Origin of the sequence: Aquiflexum sp. TKW24L, assembly GCF_023502205.1 — a bacterium.
Classification (GTDB): domain Bacteria; phylum Bacteroidota; class Bacteroidia; order Cytophagales; family Cyclobacteriaceae; genus Cognataquiflexum.
This window is the reverse complement of record NZ_JAMFLG010000017.1, coordinates 34,816-55,806: the sequence shown is the minus strand read 5'-3', so window position 1 is coordinate 55,806 and position 20,991 is coordinate 34,816. Positions and strand designations below refer to the sequence as shown.

At 38.7% G+C, this 20,991-nt stretch carries 18 protein-coding genes; 5 read left to right on the top strand and 13 right to left on the bottom strand.

Annotation, left to right across the window (positions count from 1 at the left end):
• Window positions 1-6: 6 nt before the first annotated feature.
• The 8 genes from M3O96_RS12535 to M3O96_RS12500 form a co-directional block, all read right to left on the bottom strand.
• Complete coding sequence (locus M3O96_RS12535) at window positions 7-426, bottom strand: BrxA/BrxB family bacilliredoxin (RefSeq protein WP_249720939.1); 420 nt, start codon at window positions 424-426, stop codon at window positions 7-9.
• Window positions 427-446: 20 nt separating this feature from the next.
• The gene (locus M3O96_RS12530) at window positions 447-788 is read right to left on the bottom strand and encodes an SUF system Fe-S cluster assembly protein (protein WP_249720938.1); all 342 of its coding nucleotides are present in this window, start codon (window positions 786-788) and stop codon (window positions 447-449) included.
• 4 nt (window positions 789-792) lie between these two features.
• The gene (locus tag M3O96_RS12525) at window positions 793-1,224 is read right to left on the bottom strand and encodes a SufE family protein (protein ID WP_249720937.1); all 432 of its coding nucleotides are present in this window, start codon (window positions 1,222-1,224) and stop codon (window positions 793-795) included.
• Complete coding sequence (locus tag M3O96_RS12520; protein WP_283773989.1) at window positions 1,221-2,444, bottom strand: cysteine desulfurase; 1,224 nt, start codon at window positions 2,442-2,444, stop codon at window positions 1,221-1,223. Before M3O96_RS12520 ends, M3O96_RS12525 begins: the two co-directional genes overlap by 4 nt.
• Window positions 2,445-2,453: 9 nt before the next feature.
• Window positions 2,454-3,731 (bottom strand): Fe-S cluster assembly protein SufD, encoded by a 1,278-nt coding sequence (gene sufD, locus M3O96_RS12515; protein ID WP_249720936.1) that lies wholly within the window; start codon window positions 3,729-3,731, stop codon window positions 2,454-2,456.
• Between the two features lie 30 nt (window positions 3,732-3,761).
• Window positions 3,762-4,523, bottom strand: a complete 762-nt coding sequence (gene sufC / locus M3O96_RS12510) for a Fe-S cluster assembly ATPase SufC (RefSeq protein ID WP_249720935.1) — start codon at window positions 4,521-4,523, stop codon at window positions 3,762-3,764.
• A 43-nt stretch (window positions 4,524-4,566) separates the two neighbouring features.
• A complete protein-coding gene (gene sufB, locus M3O96_RS12505) occupies window positions 4,567-6,012 on the bottom strand; it encodes a Fe-S cluster assembly protein SufB (RefSeq protein WP_249720934.1) in 1,446 nt (481 codons plus the stop codon).
• A gap of 285 nt (window positions 6,013-6,297) precedes the next feature.
• Window positions 6,298-6,765 carry an Lrp/AsnC ligand binding domain-containing protein gene (locus tag M3O96_RS12500; protein WP_113924546.1) on the bottom strand — a complete coding sequence of 156 codons (468 nt, stop codon included), beginning with the start codon at window positions 6,763-6,765 and terminating at the stop codon, window positions 6,298-6,300.
• Window positions 6,766-7,138: 373 nt separating this feature from the next.
• Between M3O96_RS12500 and M3O96_RS12495 the strand changes: the two genes are divergently transcribed.
• The 3 genes from M3O96_RS12495 (at window position 7,139) to M3O96_RS12485 (ending at window position 12,719) form a co-directional block, all read left to right on the top strand.
• Window positions 7,139-7,672 carry a hypothetical protein gene (locus tag M3O96_RS12495; protein WP_249720933.1) on the top strand — a complete coding sequence of 178 codons (534 nt, stop codon included), beginning with the start codon at window positions 7,139-7,141 and terminating at the stop codon, window positions 7,670-7,672.
• Between the two features lie 126 nt (window positions 7,673-7,798).
• Complete coding sequence (locus M3O96_RS12490; RefSeq protein WP_249720932.1) at window positions 7,799-9,715, top strand: M14 family metallopeptidase; 1,917 nt, start codon at window positions 7,799-7,801, stop codon at window positions 9,713-9,715.
• Window positions 9,716-9,887: 172 nt separating this feature from the next.
• Window positions 9,888-12,719, top strand: coding sequence for a S9 family peptidase (locus M3O96_RS12485; RefSeq protein ID WP_249720931.1), 2,832 nt, complete (start codon window positions 9,888-9,890; stop codon window positions 12,717-12,719).
• Between the two features lie 72 nt (window positions 12,720-12,791).
• Here M3O96_RS12485 and M3O96_RS12480 read toward each other — a convergent pair whose 3' ends face one another.
• The 4 genes from M3O96_RS12480 to M3O96_RS12465 form a co-directional block, all read right to left on the bottom strand.
• Window positions 12,792-13,496, bottom strand: a complete 705-nt coding sequence (locus M3O96_RS12480; protein ID WP_249720930.1) for a hypothetical protein — start codon at window positions 13,494-13,496, stop codon at window positions 12,792-12,794.
• A 239-nt stretch (window positions 13,497-13,735) separates the two neighbouring features.
• On the bottom strand, window positions 13,736-15,409 hold the full coding sequence (locus M3O96_RS12475) for a formate--tetrahydrofolate ligase (protein WP_249720929.1): 1,674 nt from the start codon (window positions 15,407-15,409) through the stop codon (window positions 13,736-13,738).
• Window positions 15,410-15,576: 167 nt separating this feature from the next.
• Window positions 15,577-16,287, bottom strand: a complete 711-nt coding sequence (locus tag M3O96_RS12470; protein ID WP_249720928.1) for a hypothetical protein — start codon at window positions 16,285-16,287, stop codon at window positions 15,577-15,579.
• Window positions 16,284-17,198: a hypothetical protein gene (locus M3O96_RS12465; RefSeq protein ID WP_249720927.1), complete on the bottom strand. Its 915-nt coding sequence runs from the start codon at window positions 17,196-17,198 to the stop codon at window positions 16,284-16,286. The genes M3O96_RS12470 and M3O96_RS12465 overlap by 4 nt, the downstream gene beginning before the upstream one ends.
• A gap of 555 nt (window positions 17,199-17,753) precedes the next feature.
• Here M3O96_RS12465 and M3O96_RS12460 point away from each other — a divergent pair.
• Together M3O96_RS12460 and M3O96_RS12455 are read left to right on the top strand one after the other, a co-directional pair.
• Window positions 17,754-18,125 carry a BlaI/MecI/CopY family transcriptional regulator gene (locus M3O96_RS12460; protein ID WP_249720926.1) on the top strand — a complete coding sequence of 124 codons (372 nt, stop codon included), beginning with the start codon at window positions 17,754-17,756 and terminating at the stop codon, window positions 18,123-18,125.
• Entirely contained in the window at window positions 18,122-19,810 is a 1,689-nt protein-coding gene (locus tag M3O96_RS12455; RefSeq protein WP_249720925.1) for a M56 family metallopeptidase, read from the top strand. Before M3O96_RS12460 ends, M3O96_RS12455 begins: the two co-directional genes overlap by 4 nt.
• A gap of 52 nt (window positions 19,811-19,862) precedes the next feature.
• On the opposite strand, the gene M3O96_RS12450 is transcribed toward M3O96_RS12455, so the two are convergent.
• Window positions 19,863-20,981 (bottom strand): endo-1,4-beta-xylanase, encoded by a 1,119-nt coding sequence (locus M3O96_RS12450; RefSeq protein ID WP_249720924.1) that lies wholly within the window; start codon window positions 20,979-20,981, stop codon window positions 19,863-19,865.
• Between the last annotated feature and the right edge of the window lie 10 nt (window positions 20,982-20,991).

The following is a 20,991-nucleotide window of genomic DNA, read 5'->3' as shown; positions in this document are numbered from 1 at the left end:
CTAATTTTATTTACAGAAGTGTTCGAAAACCTCAACGAGATGTTCGCCAATCATTTTGGAATTTCTTCCTTCGATGTGATGTCTTTCTATGAAGTGGACTAATTCCCCGTCTTTGAACAAAGCCATAGCGGGGGAGGAGGGAGGATAAGGCAGATGATGTTGCCGTACTTTTGCGACAGCAGCTGAATCATTTCCTGCAAAAACAGTAGCCAATACATCAGGCTTGATGTCGCTTTGATCCAAAGCCAACCTGATTCCGGGCCTTGCAGCACCGGCAGCGCAGCCACATACAGAGTTGATGACAATGAAAGTGGTTCCTTTGTGGTCTTTCAAATGGTTATCCACTTCTTCGGCTGTTCTGAATTCCTGAAAACCAACATTGGTCAGTTCAGAACGCATGGGAGCAATTAATTCCTCTGGGTACATATTTTTTTAATTTTTTATTTTTAAAGAAAACCTAATTCAAGTTTGGCTGCTTCGGACATCATGTCCTGGGAATATGGTGGGTCAAATGTCAGTTCCAATTCCACGTGGTTGATACCTTGGATTTGCTGGATTTTATTCTTGACCTCTGAGGGAATAAATTCCGCCGAAGGGCAATTGGGTGAAGTAAGGGTCATCATGATATATACATTGTTGACAGGATAGATGCTGATTTCATATATCAAACCCAAATCATACACGTCAACAGGAATCTCAGGATCATACACTTGCTTGATCGCATTGATTACTTTTTCCTTAAGTTCTTGCGAAGGTATTTCCTTTACTTCTTGTGTGGTCTCTGACATATTTTTATACATTTTGCTTGGCTTGATAGGCCAAAGCGTATAATTTCATTTGCTTGATCATAGCCGACAGGCCGTTTGATCTTTGTGAACCGATGATATTCCCCATGCCGATTTTGTCAATAAAGTCAAGGTCGGCTTTCAGTATTTCCTGAGGTGTTCTACCTGAAAGCACCCGGATCAATAAGCTGATGAGTCCTTTGGTAATGTCGGTATTGGAATCCGCCAAGTACTGGATTTTATCCCCGTTTTCTCTCGTAGCCAGCCACACTTTGGATTGACAGCCTTTGATGATGTTTTCGTCTACTCTTTCCTCCTCGGGAAATTTTGGTAATTGACCTCCAAGTTCCATGATATAATAGATGGTGGATTCTTTATCCTCTCCCAAAATCTCGAATTCCTCGATGATTTCGTTCTGTATGTCCTGGATACTGCTCATTTATTTTTGATTTTGGCTATTTTCGCTAAGCTTAACGCCATTTGATCAATTTCTGATTTGGTATTGTAAACAGAAAATGAGGCCCTTACAGTTCCTTCGAGGCCTAATCGTTGCATGAGAGGCTGTGTACAATGATGCCCTGTCCTTACTGCGATTCCGTTTGCATCAAGCATCACACCCACATCAAAAGGATGCATTCCATTGATGTTAAATGAAACAACACTTACTTTCTCTGCGGCTGTGCCTACAGGAACAAATCCTTTGATCTGTCCAAAAGCTTCGTTTGCATGGTCAAGCAACTCATCTTCATGTTTTTTGATATTTGATTTCCCAATAAAGGAAATAAAATCAAGAGCCTTCTGAAAGGCAATTACATCGGCAATATTAGGCGTACCGGCTTCAAATTTGAAAGGGATTTCATTGTAGGTTGTTTTGGCAAAAGTGACCTCTTTGATCATCTCACCACCACCTTGATAAGGAGGCATGATTTCCAAAAGGCTTCTTTTACCGTATAAAATCCCCAAACCTGTGGGTCCATATAATTTGTGCGCTGAAAAAGCAAGGAAATCACAGTCCAAATCCTGAACATCAATATCCAAGTGGTTGGTCGATTGGGCGCCGTCCAAAAGGACCATGGCGCCAACTTGATGCGCTTTTTTGATGATTTTTTTGACAGGGTTTATAGTACCCAATGCATTGGAAACATGAACGATGCTTACAAATTTTGTCTTATCAGAAAGCAGGTTTTCAAATTCTTCTAAAAGAATTTCACCCCTATCATTGATCGGGATAATCTTCAAAGTAGCCTCTTTTTCCTCGCATAGCATTTGCCATGGTACGATATTAGAGTGATGTTCCAAGGTTGAAATGATAATTTCGTCCCCTTTGGTAATGAATTTCCTGCCATAAGAAGAAGCAACTAAATTGATGCTCTCTGTAGTGCCTTTCGTAAAAATCACTTCCGCACTTTCATTGGCATTGATAAAGTTTTTTACTCCTTCTCTTGTCTCTTCATAATATCGGGTAGCTCTATCAGCTAATGTATGCGCACCCCTGTGGATATTGGAGTTGTCCTTTTCATAATAACCTGTAAGTGAGTCAAGTACAGATTGGGGCTTTTGGGTAGTCGCTGCATTGTCAAAATAGATCAAAGGTTTACCGTTGACCTCTTGATGGAGGACGGGAAACATTGCTCTGATTTCTTCTATATTCAATGACATGACTTTTTATCAAAAATTACTTCCCAACCGAGTTTGGACAATATTTACAACATGGTTTTGAAATGCTTCATCGGAAATGTGGTCCATGACTTCGCCCGTAAAAGCATATAGCAACATTCCTCTAGCTTGTTCTTTGCCCAAACCTCTTGCTCTTAAATAGAACAAGGCTTCTTCATCCAATTGACCTGTGGTGCAACCATGGGAGCATTTGACATCATCAGCCCAGATTTCCAATTGCGGCTTGGTATTGACAATCGCGTCTTCAGACAGTAGGATGTTGTTATTTTGCTGAAAAGCATTTGTTTTTTGGGCATCTTGCCTCACGAAGATTTTGCCATTGAAAACTCCACGGGAGCTGTCAGCCAATACCCCTTTATACAATTCATTGGATTGGGCATGTGGCTTGGTATGGTCCACATTGGTGTGGTTGTCGACATGGGTCTTCCCATTCAAAAGGTATAACCCGTACATATTTCCTTCGCAACCTGAATCAAGAAGATTTAAGCTGAGGTTATTCCTCACCATATCCCCGGAAAGAGAAACCACTACAGAAGTGAAAACAGCATCTCGGTGGATGTCTGTTTCAGTGTTATTGACGGAAATTGCGTTTTTACTTTCGTTTTGAAGTCTGTTGTAGTGAACTTGGGAGTTTTGTCCCACTTTGATTTCAGTCACTGTGTTGCTGAAATAAGCTTTGTCATCTAAAGAAATATTGTCCTCCAAAAAGGTAACCTCAGCATTCTCCTCAACTTCAATCAAAATTCTAGGCTGGATGACCTGCCCACCATTTGATTGATTAAGAAAAAGGAAAAGGATTGGATTTTCTACTTTTTGATTTTTAGGAATTTTCAAATACACCCCATCCTGGAAGGAGGCATTGTTGAGCGCCACAAAAGGATCCTTTTCTTTAGCTGCTATTTTTCCCAACAGCTCAGGTTTGGCATCTGTAATCAAAGAAAATATGTATCCATTTTGCGAAACAGACGATAATTCTTTGTCATAAAAACCGTTATTGAAAACCAAAATATCACCTTCAAATCCTTCAAAAACATGGGATTGAACCGTTTTAGAGTTCAAATCAGATTTTTTTGCAAGGGAAAAATCAGAAATTGAGTTCTCCAGTTTTTTGGTGATCCCTGTGAATTTATATTCTTCTTCCTTTATAGCTGGAAGTCCATTTTTTTCGAGTAACAATCTGCTAGTCGCTCTTAATTCAGAGAAAGAAGGATTGCTAACCACTTGACTTAGAATGGAATCAAGTAAATTATTTTTTATCGTTGTCGTCATTGATTTAAAAGATTTTGGTAAAAACCGGAGTTAAACAGAAGCGGCATTCACTTCTTCTTTGATCCAATCGTACCCTTTTTCTTCTAATTCCATAGCCAATTCCTTGGTTCCTGATTTTACAATCCTTCCATTATAAATTACATGGACATAATCAGGAACTATATAATCCAGCAATCTTTGGTAGTGGGTGACCACAATGGTTGCTGTTTTATCTGACTTGAGTTGGTTGACTCCGTTGGAAACAATTCTCAAGGCATCGATATCAAGACCGGAATCCGTCTCATCCAAAATGGAAAGAGTGGGTTCCAACATGGCCATTTGGAAAATTTCGTTCCTCTTTTTTTCTCCTCCTGAAAAACCTTCATTCAAAGACCGACTCAAAAGTTTTTGGTCTATTTCAACCAATTTCATTTTTTCTTTCATCACCGAAAGAAACTTGACAGCATCCAATGCGGGCAAGCCCCTGTATTCGCGCACCTGATTTACTGCAGTTCTCAAAAAGTTGGTAGTACTGACACCCGGGATTTCGACAGGATATTGAAATGCTAGAAACACACCTTCGCGGGCCCTGTCTTCCGGGGCCAATTCCAAAAGGTCTTTTCCCTTAAAAATCACTTCGCCTTCGGTTACTTCATATTCCTCTCTACCCGCCAATACTGACGCCAAAGTTGACTTTCCTGAGCCATTTGGACCCATGATAGCATGAACTTCGCCAGCTTTTACTTCTAGGTTTATACCTCTTAATATAGGAGTGCCTTCGATAGAGGCGTGCAAATTCTTAATTGTTAGCATTGCTTAATCTTTCAATATTTAAATTTTTAAATTTTCCAATTTTTTACCCAACGCTTCCCTCAAGTGTCAGGGCCAAAAGCTTTTGGGCTTCAACAGCAAATTCCATGGGAAGTTGGTTCAGCACTTCTTTCGCATAACCATTTACAATCAGGGCTACTGCATCTTCAGTACTGATTCCCCTTTGGTTGCAATAGAACAATTGGTCTGCACCGATCTTAGAAGTAGTGGCTTCATGCTCGACTTTGGCTGTTGAGTTTTGAATATCGATGTAAGGAAATGTATGTGCGCCACAACGGTCACCCATCAACAAAGAATCACATTGGGAAAAATTCCTTGCATTGGTAGCTCTTTTCATTACTTGAACTTGGCCCCTGTAGGAATTCTGTGATTTGCCCGCTGAAATACCCTTGGAAACAATCCTCGACCTTGTGTTTTTCCCGATATGGATCATTTTGGTTCCGGTATCAGCTTGCTGGTAATTGTTGGTGACAGCTACAGAGTAGAATTCACCGATCGAATAATCACCTTTTAAGATACAAGAAGGATATTTCCAGGTAACTGCAGAACCTGTCTCTACCTGTGTCCAAGATATTTTTGAATGGTCACCGGCGCAGATTCCTCTTTTTGTCACAAAATTGTAGATACCACCCTTTCCTGATTTATCTCCCGGATACCAGTTTTGAACAGTTGAATATTTCACTTCAGCATTTTTGCCTGCATATATTTCTACTACAGCCGCGTGAAGTTGATTCTCGTCTCTTTGTGGTGCAGTACATCCTTCTAGATAGGAGACATAGGAACCTTCATCCGCAATTATAAGCGTCCTTTCGAATTGCCCGGTGTTGGCAGCATTGATTCTAAAATAGGTAGAAAGCTCCATTGGACACCTGACCCCTGTAGGGATATAGCAGAAGGATCCATCTGAAAAAACGGCAGAATTGAGTGCTGCGTAATAATTATCAGTCATCGGGACTACTGATCCCAAATATTTTTTAACTAATTCCGGATGTTTATGAACTGCTTCACTGAATGAACAAAAAACAATCCCCAATTTGGAAAGTGTCTCTTTGAAAGTCGTACCAACAGATACAGAATCTAAAACGACATCTACTGCAATGCCCTGAAGTCTTTTTTGTTCGTTGAGATTGATTCCTAGCCTTTCATAAATCTGTAACAACTCTGGATCAATTTCATCCAAACTTTTAGGCTTGTTACTGTTCTTTGGAGCAGAATAATATCTGAGTCCCTGAAGATTGATTTTTGGATAATGCACATTGGCCCAAACTGGTTCCGTCATGGTAAGCCAATTGTTGAATGCTTTTAATCTCCATTCCAATAACCATCCGGGTTCCTCTTTTTTTGCAGAAATCCAACGAATAATACCCTCATTTAAGCCTATCGGTGCATCGTCAGTTTCTAAATCGACCGACCAGCCGTGTTCGTAGTCTTTTGAAGTTAATTCTTCTAATATCTTATTGTCCTTGCTCATTTGTTTGAGTAATTTAGACTAATTATAGTTTGTGAGGCGAAGATACAACATTTAACCAAATTATAATGTTCAAATCCATAGGAAAAATCTATCAAACATGCCTAAATGTGACCTTATTGTAAAGAAAGTCAATCATTTATAAAAAAGAAAAGCTGAGAGTAGTTCTCTCAGCTTTGTTGCAAAAATTTTATAATATAATTGAATAATTATAATTTTTATTAAAATGGATTTAATCTAAATAACGAATAACTATGATCAAGATCATTCAATGACCCTGTTTTTTGCTTATTTCTCAAAAAACTGAATAGGCCTGTTGATGCTTTCTTCCAATACAATCAACGTTTCGGTACGGTCTATTCCATCTACTTTTTGGATTTTGTCCAAGACAGTTCGTAGGTGATTGGTGTCTTTACAGATAATTTTGGCAAAAATGCTATAATTCCCCGTGGTGTAATAGGCATTGATTACTTCAGATATTTCCTTTAGTCTTCCAATGACCGTGTCATATAGAGAGCTTTTTTCAAGATAAATACCGAGAAAGGCAGAGATGTCGTAGCCGAGTTTCGAAAAATCAATATTGAGTGTAGCACTCTTTACGATGCCCATGTCTTCAAGCTTTCGCATTCTCACGTGTACAGTACCGGAAGAAACGTATACTTTTTTGGCAATTTCTGTATATGGGGTCTTGGCATCGTCATTTAACAATGAAATAATCTTAAGATCCACATTGTCAATATCTAAAATTTTGTCCATTTTTTTCGGGTTAATTTGAGGCTATGTTAATATATATGCCCACAAATTATGAAATAGTTAAAAAAATGCAAAATAAATTTTTCAATTTGTAAAATTCGGTAAAATGAAGTTACTTTGGTGCGTTAGACTTGAAGTTATATAATATTTTGTATTTGCTTCTTTTGGTCAAATAAATGTTTGAAAATTTAAGTTTTACTTTGTTTCACGCATTTTATAGATGGAAACTTTTAATCTCTAAAGTTATATTTGGGTTTATATTCTGAAAAGGGTCTTGCTAATGGCAAGACTTTTTTGTGCCCTATAAAAAATTTAAAATGCAAAAATTTGCATATGAAAAATATTTATCTGTATATTTGAGAAAAATATCTCGCATATGAACAGACTTTCTTTCATCCTCGCATTATTCGTAAGTGTTTCACTTGTTGGACCACAAGTTCAGGCCAAATCGGTTTTTTCTGAAATAGAAAATGAAAAAGAAATTAGAAACGCTACAAAAGAGAATGAAAAGGCTCTTGTCTCTTTGAAACCTTTTGTGGGTGTTTCTTCAGGAGATCAAAATTCTGGTTTAACGAGTAATTTGATAATTGATGTTCTTGATCCGGTTGATGGATTTGGTTCGGATTATGCACCGTGGTTTTGGTCTGAAGAGACTTTTGCTATGCTTGATGGATACGCTCCATTCATTTTCAGGACAAAGAAAAGTGCTACTGCTATAGATGAATTGAGGGTTGTGATTTCAATAAATGAATTCGGAAAAGTAATAGGTTATAAAATCCTGAATGAATCACCCGATAAAGGTTTGAAAGAAAGGCTTGCCCATGTGATAAGAAAAATGCCTAATGCAATACCTGTTCCCGGATTTGATTCCTATGAATCTATGGATTTTGAATTGATAATGGGATTTTAAAAATTTATTCGATCAACTCTTCAGTTTAATTTTCCCTACCGTCTGTTCGGTAGGGATTTTTTTTGAGCGGTTAGGAATGGGGGATGCCTTATCCTAATTTTATCCTGATCATCAACCTTTAATGATATGAAGAAAACCCTACTATGGATTGCTTTTGGATTGCTTGTATCAACAAGTTTTTCATTTGCACAATCGCTAACTCCTGAAAAAAAGTGGCCCGAACAAGATAAAGAAGCTAAGTTTTATACAATTTCCGGAGAAAGACATGGACAGTCTTTTTTTAAGAAACATGAATTTCCTGAGGTACAATATACTCCCGGTGAGAAACTGACTTTTGACATATACCACACCCCGGATGTGATGTATCATTGGTACAAATTATGGGCAGAAAAGTATCCTGAGATCACAGAACTCTACGAAGTGTCAAAATCCTTTGAGGGAAGGCCAATCCTTCAAATGACAATCACAAACAAAAAAACAGGTAAACATACTGACAAACCGGCTGCTTATTTTGAAGGTGGTCGTCATGGTGGCGAAGTGACAGCGAGTGAAGCCGTTTTTTGGTTGACTCAACACATATTGGAAAACTATGGGAAGGATCCGGCCATCACTAAGCTTATTGATACTAAGACTGTTTATGTAAGGCCCCAGAATAATCCTGACGGGACTAATATGTACCTTTTCTCAGAACAAAGAAACAGAAGTACAGTCCGACCTCATGACACAGACCGTGATGGACTTTTGGATGAGGATCCAGAAGAGGACTTAAATGGGGATGGAGTCATTCACATGATGAGAAAAAAAGCTGTCACTGAAAAGGAAAAAGAGGAGGCAAGTTTTATTATCGATCCCAAAGATCCCAAAGGCCGATTGATGAAAAGAGTGTTTGAAGGCAAAGGTGATTACCTTATGTATACTGAAGGTATTGACAATGATGGTGACGGCAAATATAATGAAGATGGAATCGGTGGGCTGGACCTTCATAGAAACTACCCCGAAAACTGGCGCCCGGACACAGGTGGAGATGAAACGGGAAGAGGCTACACCCAATTTGGTGCAGGAGAGTACCCAATGAGCGAAATCGAAACCCGCTCCACAGTACTTTGGTTGCTTTCGCATCCAAATATTTCAGTTGTCAATTCTTTGGATACCCGTGTTCCCATGCATTTGAGACCGCCATCCACTTCGTCTAGTGCCGAGTCCATGTTTTTGAAAGACAGGTTGATTTATGAATACTATGACAGCCTTGGCATGACAATTACCGGTTATCCTTGGGCTGGTGATGTCTATGAGACCTACAGCACGAGAGGAAAAGTAAACAGGCTAACCGGAGATCCTTTAAAGCCAAGCCCATTGTTTGGCCATGGTCCTGATTTCGGATATTTCTATTATGGAGCAGTTTGGTATGGGGATGAATTATGGAACAACGGTGCCATGAAAGACTATGATGGAGATGGAGAGCGTGATGATTATGATGGCATGCGATGGGATGAGGAGGAAAATGGTTCTAAAGGTTTTAAACCTTGGGAAAAATTCACCCATCCCCAACTTGGTGAGGTAGAAATCGGTGGTTTTCATCCAAAATTCTTTGGCCAAAACGGTCCACCGTGGCAATTAGAAAGCTGGATCAAAAAACAGTCGCTCTTCAACCTTGCCATGGCAATGGACTTGCCGCAAATTGAAATCAAAAATATCAACATCACCAAGACACGCGATGTATATGAGATCAAAGTTTCTTGGACCAACTCAGGGAAACTACCTGTAGCATTGGATCAGGCCAAAAGGGTCAAAATCGTTCAAGAAGACAGGTTGATGCTGGATTTTGACAAGGAACTTACCAAAGGTTTTGAAAATGCAAAAGTCCAGATCACTACTCCGGAATTGTATGAAAAAACCATTTATACAGGCTATACAGAAGCAGGAGAGACCAAAGAAGCAATATTCAAAGTGAAAGTAAATCAAAAAGAACCTGTAAAAGGCAAGTTGAAATTACTTTCAACAAGAGGCGGATATATTGAAAGGGAGTTTACGCTGGGGAATTAAAAAAATATAAAGTGAATAAATTAGGCCACTAAGCATTGGTGTCAACGGAAATATCCCAAAACATCATGTGCTTTGTGGCTTTTTTATATCATCAAAAATCCATTAAAATAAAACTTAAGGAATTTTTACGTGTTCTTTTCTTTATTTGAATCAAATCAACAGTCAGGTTAATATGAAAATCCTAATTAAATTTCAGCTTATTCTCTTTTTCTTTTGGTCATCGAATTTGTTGATGGCCCAAGAAAAAAGATCACTGACCCATCAAGATTATGATGGATGGGAAACAGTCTCCTCAGAAAGGATTTCCAAATCAGGACAATGGATAGGATATATTGTCAATCCTCAGGAAGGTGATGGCAGGCTTGAGATTGCGTCACACCAAAATCCTACCCAGTTCAACTTCGTTCCCCGAGTCAGCCAATGGGTTTTTTCAAATAACAGTCAATTTGCAATTGGAAAAATCATGCCCCAAGCAGACACTGTTCGAACGCTTAAACTGAAAAAGAAAAAAGCGGACGAAATGCCCAAGGACAGTCTTTTTATTATGAACATGTCAAACGGGGAATTGGAAAAATTGGCTAGGGTAAAGTCATTTGCAATTCCTTCTAAAAAAGGAAATTGGCTGGCAGTTCATTTTGAGAAAGATTTGCCAAAAAAGGCAGAGAAAAAAGAAACTGAAGATACCACTAAAGTCAACGAACCTAAACCTGAAAAACCTAAGAAAACTGATGGAACAAGGCTTTTGGTTAAAGACCTTGGCGGGACTCAAACCTTCGAATTCGACCGCGTCAAATCTTTCGGTTTCTCGGAAAATGGAGAATTTTTATTTTATTCCAAAGCGGAAGAAGACACTTTAAAAAATGCGGGAATTTTTCTTTTGGATCTCAAATCTGGAGTTTCCAAATCTATCGATGAAAGAAAAACAGAATATAGTTCAATGGCTTTTTCTCCAGAAAACAAGTATTTAGCATTTTTGGCTACAGAGGATTCCGCAAAATCAAAAAAACCATATTATGACCTTTATCTTTTTGAAACAGCCCAAAACAAAAATCAAAAAATAGCAACTAAAGGCACAATTGGCATTAATGGAATGGTAAGCAAAAATGGACGTCTGTTTTTTTCAAATGATGAAAACCGTCTGTTTTTTGGCACAGCTCCTGATTATGTTGCATTCCAATATGAGGATGATACGACTATTTTGGATGAAGATAGGGTTAGCCTTGATATTTGGGGATGGCAGGATGCGGAGATTCAGCCCATGCAGCTTAAGAATAAAAATAGGGAGCAGAACAAGTCATTTCTCGCCATTTATAATCTGAAATCCAAAAACATCATACAGGTTGGAGATAATACAGTATCACAGATCGTCACAGATAAGAAAGTTAAAAACCAATACGGACTTGGTTTTGACGAAAGCCCATACCGGAGAAATTATAGCTGGGACATTCAGATCGGAAGAGACTTGTACCTAGTTGATTTGACAACAGGTGCCAAAAATTTAATTAAGAAAGATGTCCCGGGAAACCCTCAGCTCTCTCCCGAAGGAAAATATGTGTATTGGTATGATGAGCGAGATAGTTCATGGCTGACTTATGATATCAAGGGAAAAGTTTTCAAAAACCTTACCCAAGGTATTAACAGTAAATTTTATGATGAGCTCCATGATTCACCCTCCTTGCCCGGAAGTAATGGCGCCGCAGGATGGATCAAAGGGGATTTGGGTTTCGTGGTTTATGACCGATTTGATATCTGGAGAATAGATCCAACAGGAAAGTCCCAACCGATCAACTTGACACAAGGCGAAGGAAAGAAGCAGCAAATTGTTTTCCGAAGAGAAAAGCTAGACAATGAAGAAGAAAGCATTGATCCTTCAAAGCCATTGATTTTGACTGCCTTCCATGAATTGAATAAGAAAAATGGGTATTTCAAAGGGGATATTTCAGGTTCAAGCCTTCCGCAATCAATTGTTTTTACCGACCATCGATATTCAGGTTTGACTAAGGCTGAAGAATCTGATAAAATGATCGTCAGAAGATCCACATTTCAGGATTATTCCGACGTATATGCCACCGATATGGATATGAAATCTATGAATCGAATTTCAGCTGCAAACCCACAGCAAAGCCAGGTGAAATGGGGATCTGTGGAATTGGTGGATTATCTTGCCAATGATGGGGTTCCGTTACAGGGACTACTTTTCAAACCTGATAATTTTGACCCAAATAAAAAGTATCCAATGTTGGTGTATTTCTACGAGAGAAATTCTGATGGACTGCATTCGTACAGAGCACCGGCGCCAAGTGCTTCCACAATCAACATACCCTATTTTGTCAGTAATGACTATCTCGTTTTTGTGCCGGACATTAAGTATGATTTGGGTTTACCCGGTCCAAGTGCTTACAATTGCATCATCCCGGGAGTTCAGGCTTTGGTATCAAGAGGTTATGTGGATGCCTCGAATATGGCCATCCAAGGCCAATCTTGGGGGGGCTACCAAGTAGCATACTTAATCACCAAAACGAACATGTTCAAGGCTGCAGGGGCAGGCGCTCCAGTGGTAAATATGACCTCCGCCTATGGTGGTATCAGGTGGGGCACGGGCATGAGCAGGATGTTTCAATACGAGCAAACGCAATCAAGAATAGGAGGGACACTTTGGGACAAGCCACTTTATTTTATTGAAAATTCTCCTTTGTTTACCTTGGATAGGGTCAATACTCCGGTACTCATTATGCACAATGATGACGATGGATCCGTTCCTTGGTACCAGGGTATTGAGATGTTTATGGCTTTGAAAAGGTTGAATAAACCGGCTTGGTTACTTCAATACAACGGAGAAGACCATAATCTCAGACTGAGGAAAAACAGAAAAGACCTTTCGGTCAGGATGTCACAATTCTTTGATTATTACCTGAAAGGAGCTCCGGTACCACTTTGGATGACCGAGGGTCTTCCCGCTGTGGAAAAAGGGAAAACCTTAAAATATGAGCTTTCAGGAAATTAATAGATTCAGTACACAAAAAAGCCATTGGGTAAATATCCAATGGCTTCTGAATTTTTTGGGAAAACAACTTCTTTATCTATTGATGTATCTCCTGATAAAAAATTGAAAATTCCCCATCATATCAGGGTAAATGAGCTTGTTTTGCATGTTGTTGCCATCTATCTCAGAGTTTGTTAGAAACATAGCTGAAAGTTCAAGTCCAATATCCCACTCATATTCAAAATTAGAAACCATACCGAATTTAACCGGAACATAAGCCATCATAGTGGATTGGTTTGATCTTTCTACAAATCCCTGGATATAGATCCCGTTTTCAAGAACACCGTCACGCATCACCCTCTGGGCTCTTTCCGAATACACGGCACCAACACCAAGACCAACATAAAAGTTGACAGGCTCGCCGACACCTGAAGTGTTTGGATTGAGGTTTAGCACCGGCATGACATCGGCAAAATAACTCATACCTTTAAAATAATAAGCCTGTCCATTATTCCCCCATTCAATAATGATGGGGCTGTTCAAAGGCCTGAATTCTCCGCTATTCAAGACCTGACCGCCAACTGTGGCCTTGATGTCAAATTTATTTGAGATTTCTTTACTATAGGAAATGGAAAATGCGGGCTCCAAATTGAATTCCATGTATTTGTAAATCCCAGCGTTTTCGGCATATATCATGCCCCAACCGAAGCCGCCTGAAATATTGTCTCTAGATCCTTGTGCACTGAGAAATCCTATAAAAGAAATGTTTAATATTAGAGTAAAAAGAATTCTAAGCATAAATACTTAAGGTTGATTGCGACCACGAATATACAAGAATTGGATTTCATAATCCAAAGTACTTGCTATGACGTGTTTTTTGAAGGTTTTGTTTTTCGGATATAAAATCTGATTTACGTGCACTTGATACTTTTTGAAATACAAAAAATGACCTTTTTGTGAGAATTAAATAAATTACATTTTTTATAGAGTAGTCGCGCCAGATTTCGTTTATTCTAAAATTCAAGAAAAAAGGCTGTTCAAAACAATCCTGTGATGTTTCCATCTGCATCAATATCAATATTTTCTGCTGCAGGTTTGGATGGTAATCCTGGCATCCTCATGATAGTTCCGGCAATCGGAATGATAAATCCCGCACCTGCTGCGATGTCAAATTCACGGATCTTGATGGTAAATCCTGAAGGCCTGTTGGTAAGCTTTGGATCATCCGAAAGTGAATACTGTGTCTTCGCTATACAGACAGGTAATTTGTCCAGACCGATTTTTTGAAAAAGCTTGATTTGCTGCTTTGCCTTGAGGCTATATTCCACTTCGGCAGCACCGTAAATTTTTCTTGCAATGATCTCTATTTTTTGCTCGATGCCCCAATCAAATCGGTATAAAGGCGTGAAGTTGCTTTTTCCTGATTCAGCTGCTTCTTTTACTGCCATGGCAAGGGCTCTTGCCCCTTCTCCTCCTTTTTCCCAAGCTTCGCAGAGGGCGACTTTTATTCCCAATTTTTCACATCTATCAATGACTATCTTAATTTCTTCCTCCGAATCAGTTGCAAATTTGTTGATCGCCACCACAGGCACCAGCATAAAATGCCGCATGTTTTCAATGTGTTTTTCGAGGTTTGGCAGACCGAAGGTTACAGCCTCTGAATTTGGGTTTTTCAATTCAGCAAATGGTATTCCCAAATGACTCTTTAAGGCCCTGATCGTTGCCACGATGACCACTGCGTCAGGTTTGAGGTTTCCATATTGGCATTTGAGATCCAAAAACTTTTCCCCGCCGAGATCGGAGGCAAATCCAGCTTCGGTCACGACATAGTCCGCAAGAGAAAGTCCCATTTTGGTTGCAATGACAGAATTGGAACCTTGAGCGATATTGGCAAATGGTCCGCCGTGGATAATGGCCGGATTTCCTTCAATGGTCTGGACAAGGTTTGGCATGATGGCATGCTTCAACAAAGCAGTCATGGCGCCTTGGGCTTTGAATTGGTGGGCACGTACGGGTTCATCGTTATATGTATATCCGATAATGATGTTTCCAAGTTTTTCTTTCAGGTCCATCAGGCCATCGGAAAGACACAAAGCGGCCATCACTTCGGAGGCAGCCGTAATATCGAAACCGGACTCTCTCGGAACTCCTTGGGCGGAACCGCCAAGACCGGTCACAATATCTCTCAATGAACGTTCATTCATGTCCATGACCCTTTTCCAGATGACCTTCCTCGGATCAATGTTCAGTGTATTTTTTTGATTGTGGATATGGTTGTCAACAAGAGCAGATAGCAGATTGTGGGACTTTTCTATGGCTGCGAAGTCTCCAGTGAAGTGGAGGTTGATGGATTCCATCGGCAAGACCTGTGCATATCCACCACCTGCTGCCCCACCTTTCATCCCAAAAACAGGACCTAAGGATGGTTCGCGGAGAACTACTGCTGTTTTCACCCCTATTTTGTTGAGTCCCTCCACCAATCCGATACTTGCGGTGGTTTTTCCCTCTCCTGCCAATGTTGGTGTGATTGCTGTGACCAAAATCAGCTTTTTACCCTTTATTTTAGATTCGTCGATTAGTCTTAGAGGGAGTTTGGCAATATATTTACCATAAGGTCTAAGATCGTCCTCGGCGATTCCAAGCTTGGCAGCAATTTGGTAAATAGGTTGCATCTTAGATGCATGGGCAATTTCCAGATCGGATAGGTGCATGGTTTGATATTTGGGTTGGTCTAAAAGTAGATAAATTTTGATAAGTTGGTGACATCCTTTTAGTGTCGGCAGGAAAAAAACTCTGAAACTATATCTGTTCAAAGACTTGAATTGTGAATTTTTAAGATTACTGGGATTTTCTTTCCCATACATGGTATCAATTTGTATTATTTAAAATTCTGAATCCACTCAGGATAACTCACGGAATTGTCGGTTTGTAATATCAGTGAAGTCTTTTTTCTAGTTGATAGAAAGAAAAGGATTGATTCGGTCAAATTTTCCTTCATATTTTGAAAAGAACCTCCAAATGCCTCAAAACCAAAACTTGTCCATTTTTGCAAATCACCTTCTCTCCAAATCTGCGTAAGTTCGACTTGACATCCTGACTCGGGCCATTCTTCAGGGGAGATTTCAATGATATCATTCTTTACCTTGGATAATTTCAATAAGTACCTGACTTTAAATATTTTAAACCATTCACCTGAAAGATTCAAATCTTCTTTCATGATCGAGATATTTGATTCTGAAGGTTGAAAAGACCATTTAAACCAATAGTTTATTTCTCCTGAAATTGAATTGTGAATGTATTTTTCCGGTGTCCCAATCTGAGCTTTTACCTCTAATTTACCCTGTCTTTTTTTAACACCGACAGAAGTGCAGTGGGGAATGATCAGATACTCATCTGTCCTTAATTCCTCTCTTTTTATATTGTTGGAAAAAATTTTTCCTGAAATGTTATCAGCGATAGGATCGGTTTTTTTGTAATCATCACCCATAAACCATTCCAAAGCAACTTCCCATTCCAAGGTAGGAGGAAGGAACCACCGTATTTCTGCGCTTTGAAAAAGGTACGGTTTGATAGGATGTTGATTGATCATGATTTGATCATTTTTTCAATAGCACTGATCAAAAATCTGTCCGAAAACCCTGAAACAATCGCAACAGCCAATATAAAGGCATAGTTTTTCGGTTGAAAATTTAGTATTTCCGCAGTCAGGAAAACCGTAATTACAATAGCGGATAAAGCCCCCACCATCAGCCTGGCGAAAGCAAGAACATTGCTCGAAAGTTCTGAGGGAATACTCGTTCCTTTTTCATAACCAATGGCCGAGGTAAAGGAACTGAGGATAGAGCCTAAAATTCCGGCAAATACAATGGCGAGCCAAAATTTGATTGGGTTGTTTGCAAGGGCAATCCCAAAAGGGTCATTCCCTTCGGATTGGATAATCGGAACAGGAAGATACAATATCAACCAAAGTACAATGGCCAAAAATCCAATGCCTGAAAGCCATTTTAACCTGTTTTTTATAATCGATTGTTTCTGATAAACATTATCAAAATGTTCGTCAAGGAGCCTTTTGGCTTCAATAACTCTATAAACTCTGATTAGCTTTTTTTTACTCTCATCGATCTCTTTATTAATCTCGCTTGGCTCACTCTCATTTGGTTCTTTTTCTTCTTTGAAATCAAGTAATTCTATGATAGAATCTCTCCTCCATTTGGATAACCCCTTTTTTTCATCCTTTGCCTCTATGAGGTAGGATTTTTCCTTAGAAATCAGAAGTTCGGGGGCATGTTCGGCCAATCCAAAATGCATAAAGCGATCTGCCGCTTTGAGGCATCTCCAACCTTTTTCGGTGTCATTATTTTTGGCAGCTTGTTTTGCATTCTTCAAAAGTCCTTCAGCAGGTGATCTCCATTCCACATTTTTAGAAATTTCCGAAATGTCATCTGCATTGTTTTTCAGTGATTCCAATTCTTTTTCAAAGACTATTAAAGCGATCTTCAAGCGTTTTAAAGAGAAAGAATTAAAAATTCTATTCATCATTTCTGAATCATTTTTTGGCTTTGCTTCACTGGTCATATCAAATCAATTAAGTGGAAACAAGTGGTATTTTCTTAAAGATCAATAGGTGTAACCAAACGTCTAATTATAATTCCAATGGATTAATATCACTCCGTGTGAAGGAGTAGTTGAATTTTCAATAACTGGCGTTTTTATTGGCTTATTTTTTTCCCGAAGAGTTTATCCTTTCATTTTCATTCCTGTCTTTCCTAAATTCTTGATTTGGTCTTCAAAAAAAGGCGTCTAATAATGTGATTTTATTCATCATCGGAAAAATGGATTTAAGCTCAATGTTATCCAATTATCAATATTTTATTTGATTAATTCAAGAATGAAAAGAATTATTTACTGTTTTTGGGATAGGTATTTATGGTGCTATTTATAATTTAGAATTTAATTTATGATCCAATTAATTGGAGTTGTATAAAGATCAATCTTTAGATTGGAGAATATATTTTTTATTCTATATTTGTAGAGTAACCTCTAGATATATAGAAGATGAACTTATCCAACGGTGAAGAACAATTGATGAATGTAATTTGGATGAAAGGAAAAGCATTTATGAAGGACCTTTTGGAAGCCTTCCCTGAGCCAAAGCCTGCTGTAACTACCGTGGCCACTCTTCTCAAAAGACTGTCAGATAAAGGCGCAATAGGTTATACTGTTTATGGAAATTCAAGAGAATATTATGCTCTGATTCAAAAAAAGACCTATTTTTCGTTAAAAGTAAATGAGTTGGTGAAAAACTTTTTCAACGATTCTCCTTCCCAATTTGCTTCATTTTTTACCCAAGAGAGCGACATGTCCCAAAAAGAATTGGAGTCTTTGAAAAAAATCATTGAAGATCAACTTAAATCCAAATCGATATGATTTCTTATCTCCTCAATTCCGGTATTTGTCTTTCTCTTCTGCTTTTGATTTACCATTTGGTATTGAGAAAGGAGAATATGTTTGTCTTCAATAGGTATTTCCTCTTGGTGAGTTTGGCTTTTTCTCTGTTTGTTCCTTTCATTTCCTTGCCATCTTTTTTTCCTCCTTTACGCTCTTCTGAGCAATACCCAATTGCTGAAATTCAACATGTCATTTTAAACAACGGCATTCAGTCATCAAATGAAGTCGTTCCGGTTTTGGATCTACAAAGTAATATACAGCAAGAAGTATTCAGTGGGGTAGGGTGGTATGAAGTTTTGGGTTTGGTTTACATGGTGGGAGTATTGTTTTTTTTGGTAAGGTTCATGATTCAAATCCTCGGCTTAAAGAAACTGATCAAAAACGGTGTGGTCATCAGCAAAGAGAAGTATAAGTTGGTTCTCCTTGATCTGGAAATCATGCCTTTCACTTTTTTGAATTATCTTTTTGTAAATCAAAAAACCTATTGTGGACAGGGACTTGAACCGGGGATTCTTCAGCATGAATTGACCCACATACTTGAAAAACACAGCGTAGATATCCTCTATGTAGAACTCTTGAAAATAGTTTTTTGGGTTAATCCGGTGTTTTATTTTTATAAAAAGGCCATACAGCTCAACCATGAGTTTTTGGCCGATAGGGAAGTGATCGCAGGTACCAATGATGTATTGCAATATCAAAAGTTGTTGATTTCGAAAGTGCTGGGAGAGGAATTTGTCTATAATCTCAGTAGCCCGATCAATTATTCAGTAACAAAAAACAGGCTGATCATGATGAGAAAAACTACTTCAAAACGTCGGTCCCTGCTGCTCAAAGTAGGATTGATTCCGGTAATGGTTTTCTTAGGGGCTGCCTTTAGCCAATCCGCGGCCAACCAAAACAAGACATCAATTTTCCCTGATTTCTTAGTGAAGGATTTTGAAAGCTATATCAATGAGGCTTTAAGTAAGGAGTCTAAGTATATCCTTGAACTTGAAAAATTAGACATCAAAGGTGCAAAAGCAGCATATGATCAATTGAGTCAAGAAGAAAAAGAGAAGCTTACCGAATTTCCTTTTTTGGAAGATGATGTGATAGAAACTTTTTATAAACTTCAAAATGCTAAAGACAGTGTTTTAATTAGAATTAACTTTTCTTCTCCACCAGAAAAAAAGCATGTAAACTTAGAAACATGGCAAAATTGGCTAAACACTAAAAATCTGGAAGTAACTGTTGATGGAAACCAAATTGAAAGACCATCACTAGAAAAATTTTCTCCTAGTGACTTTGCCTTATTTGAGGTAAGGGGAACTGAAAAAAAGAAATTTTTGAAAAAGGAAAAGTTCAGTTTGAAATTAACAACTCACGACCATTACCAGGAGAAATATATTTTGGCCAGGAAAAAGATCCATACCATTACTGCCGGATATCCTGATGGAAATGAAGCTGAAGTTCCTTATTATATCAAATATATCCTTTTACTTCCCAACGGTGAATTGGATCAATATTACCCTGCAAATTATCTTAATAGGGCATTAGAATCCATGTTAACCTATGAATTTGAAAACTATCCAAAAAAGAATGCCATTATGGACATCCGAAAAAGTTTTGGAATCAATGTAATTAGAAATGGGAAAAAGGAAATGGTGGTGGTTTCAAATGAATAACCACCATTTCTTTTATTTCAATTGAAACTAGATCTATTGAATTTCAGGCATTTTACTTTTTGACTTCAGCCACTTTCAGAATTTCCTTAATCACCTCAGATTTTTCATCATAATTTCTATCAAATGGCATGGGATAGGCGGTTCTCCCTCGCATGGGCCAGTTGTTAAGCCAACTTCCTCCATCATGGATTCCCCAAAAGGTAATCCTTGTGATTTTGTCTCGATGCTTGAAAAAAAGCGCAAACAATTCCCCATACCGCTTCGCCAATTTTTCTTGGATTTCTACAGGAAGTCCATCTTTGTAGGGGCTATACTTTTCATCAGACTCAAAAGTGGCATCTATATCTGCCCCGTGCCTATTGACAGGGTTTGGAAGTACATCAATGTCCAATTCGGTGAACATCACAGAAAATCCCGCTTCAGATATGGCCACGATGGAAGCTTCAATCTGTTCGATGGTAGGTGACTCCAATCCATAATGTCCCTGCATCCCAATACCGTCTATTCTGATACCTTCAGAGCGGAGCTCTTTTGCCAATAATATGGCAGTGTTCCTTTTTTCAGGTTTCCACATGTTGTAATCATTGTAATACAATTCTGCCTCAGGATCCATTTGGTTGGCCTTAATAAAAGCCCTTTTGATAAAGTCTTTTCCTGCCGCATTGTACCATTTGGAAGTTCTCATTTTGCCATCATCAAAAATGGCTTCATTGACCACATCCCAACCATGCACTTTTCCTTTGTACCTACCCACCACCGCTTCAATATGGTTTTCCATTCTTTTTAGCAGATCATCTTTCTCTAAGAGATTTTTATCAGCATCTTCGAATACCCAATTCGGTGTTTGGTTGTGCCAGACCAAGGTGTGCCCAATGATCTGTGCATTGAGCTTCTCGCCCAATGCCACAAACTTGTCAACCGGGTCAAAATTATACTTATCGGGTTCTGGGTGGATCGGTCCCCATTTCATCAGATTTTCACCAGTGATGCTGTTGAAGTGTTTTTCAAGGACTGTTATGGCTTTTGGTTCCTGTCCGTTGATTTGTCGGTAATTGAGTGCTGCTCCGATTGTAAATGACCCTTCGAAGGCTTCTTTCATACCAACTTGGGCATGGGTTGATGCCTGAAAAAGAAGAAGGAAGACGGATAAAAGTAAAATAGGTTTTTTCATGGTTTTTTAT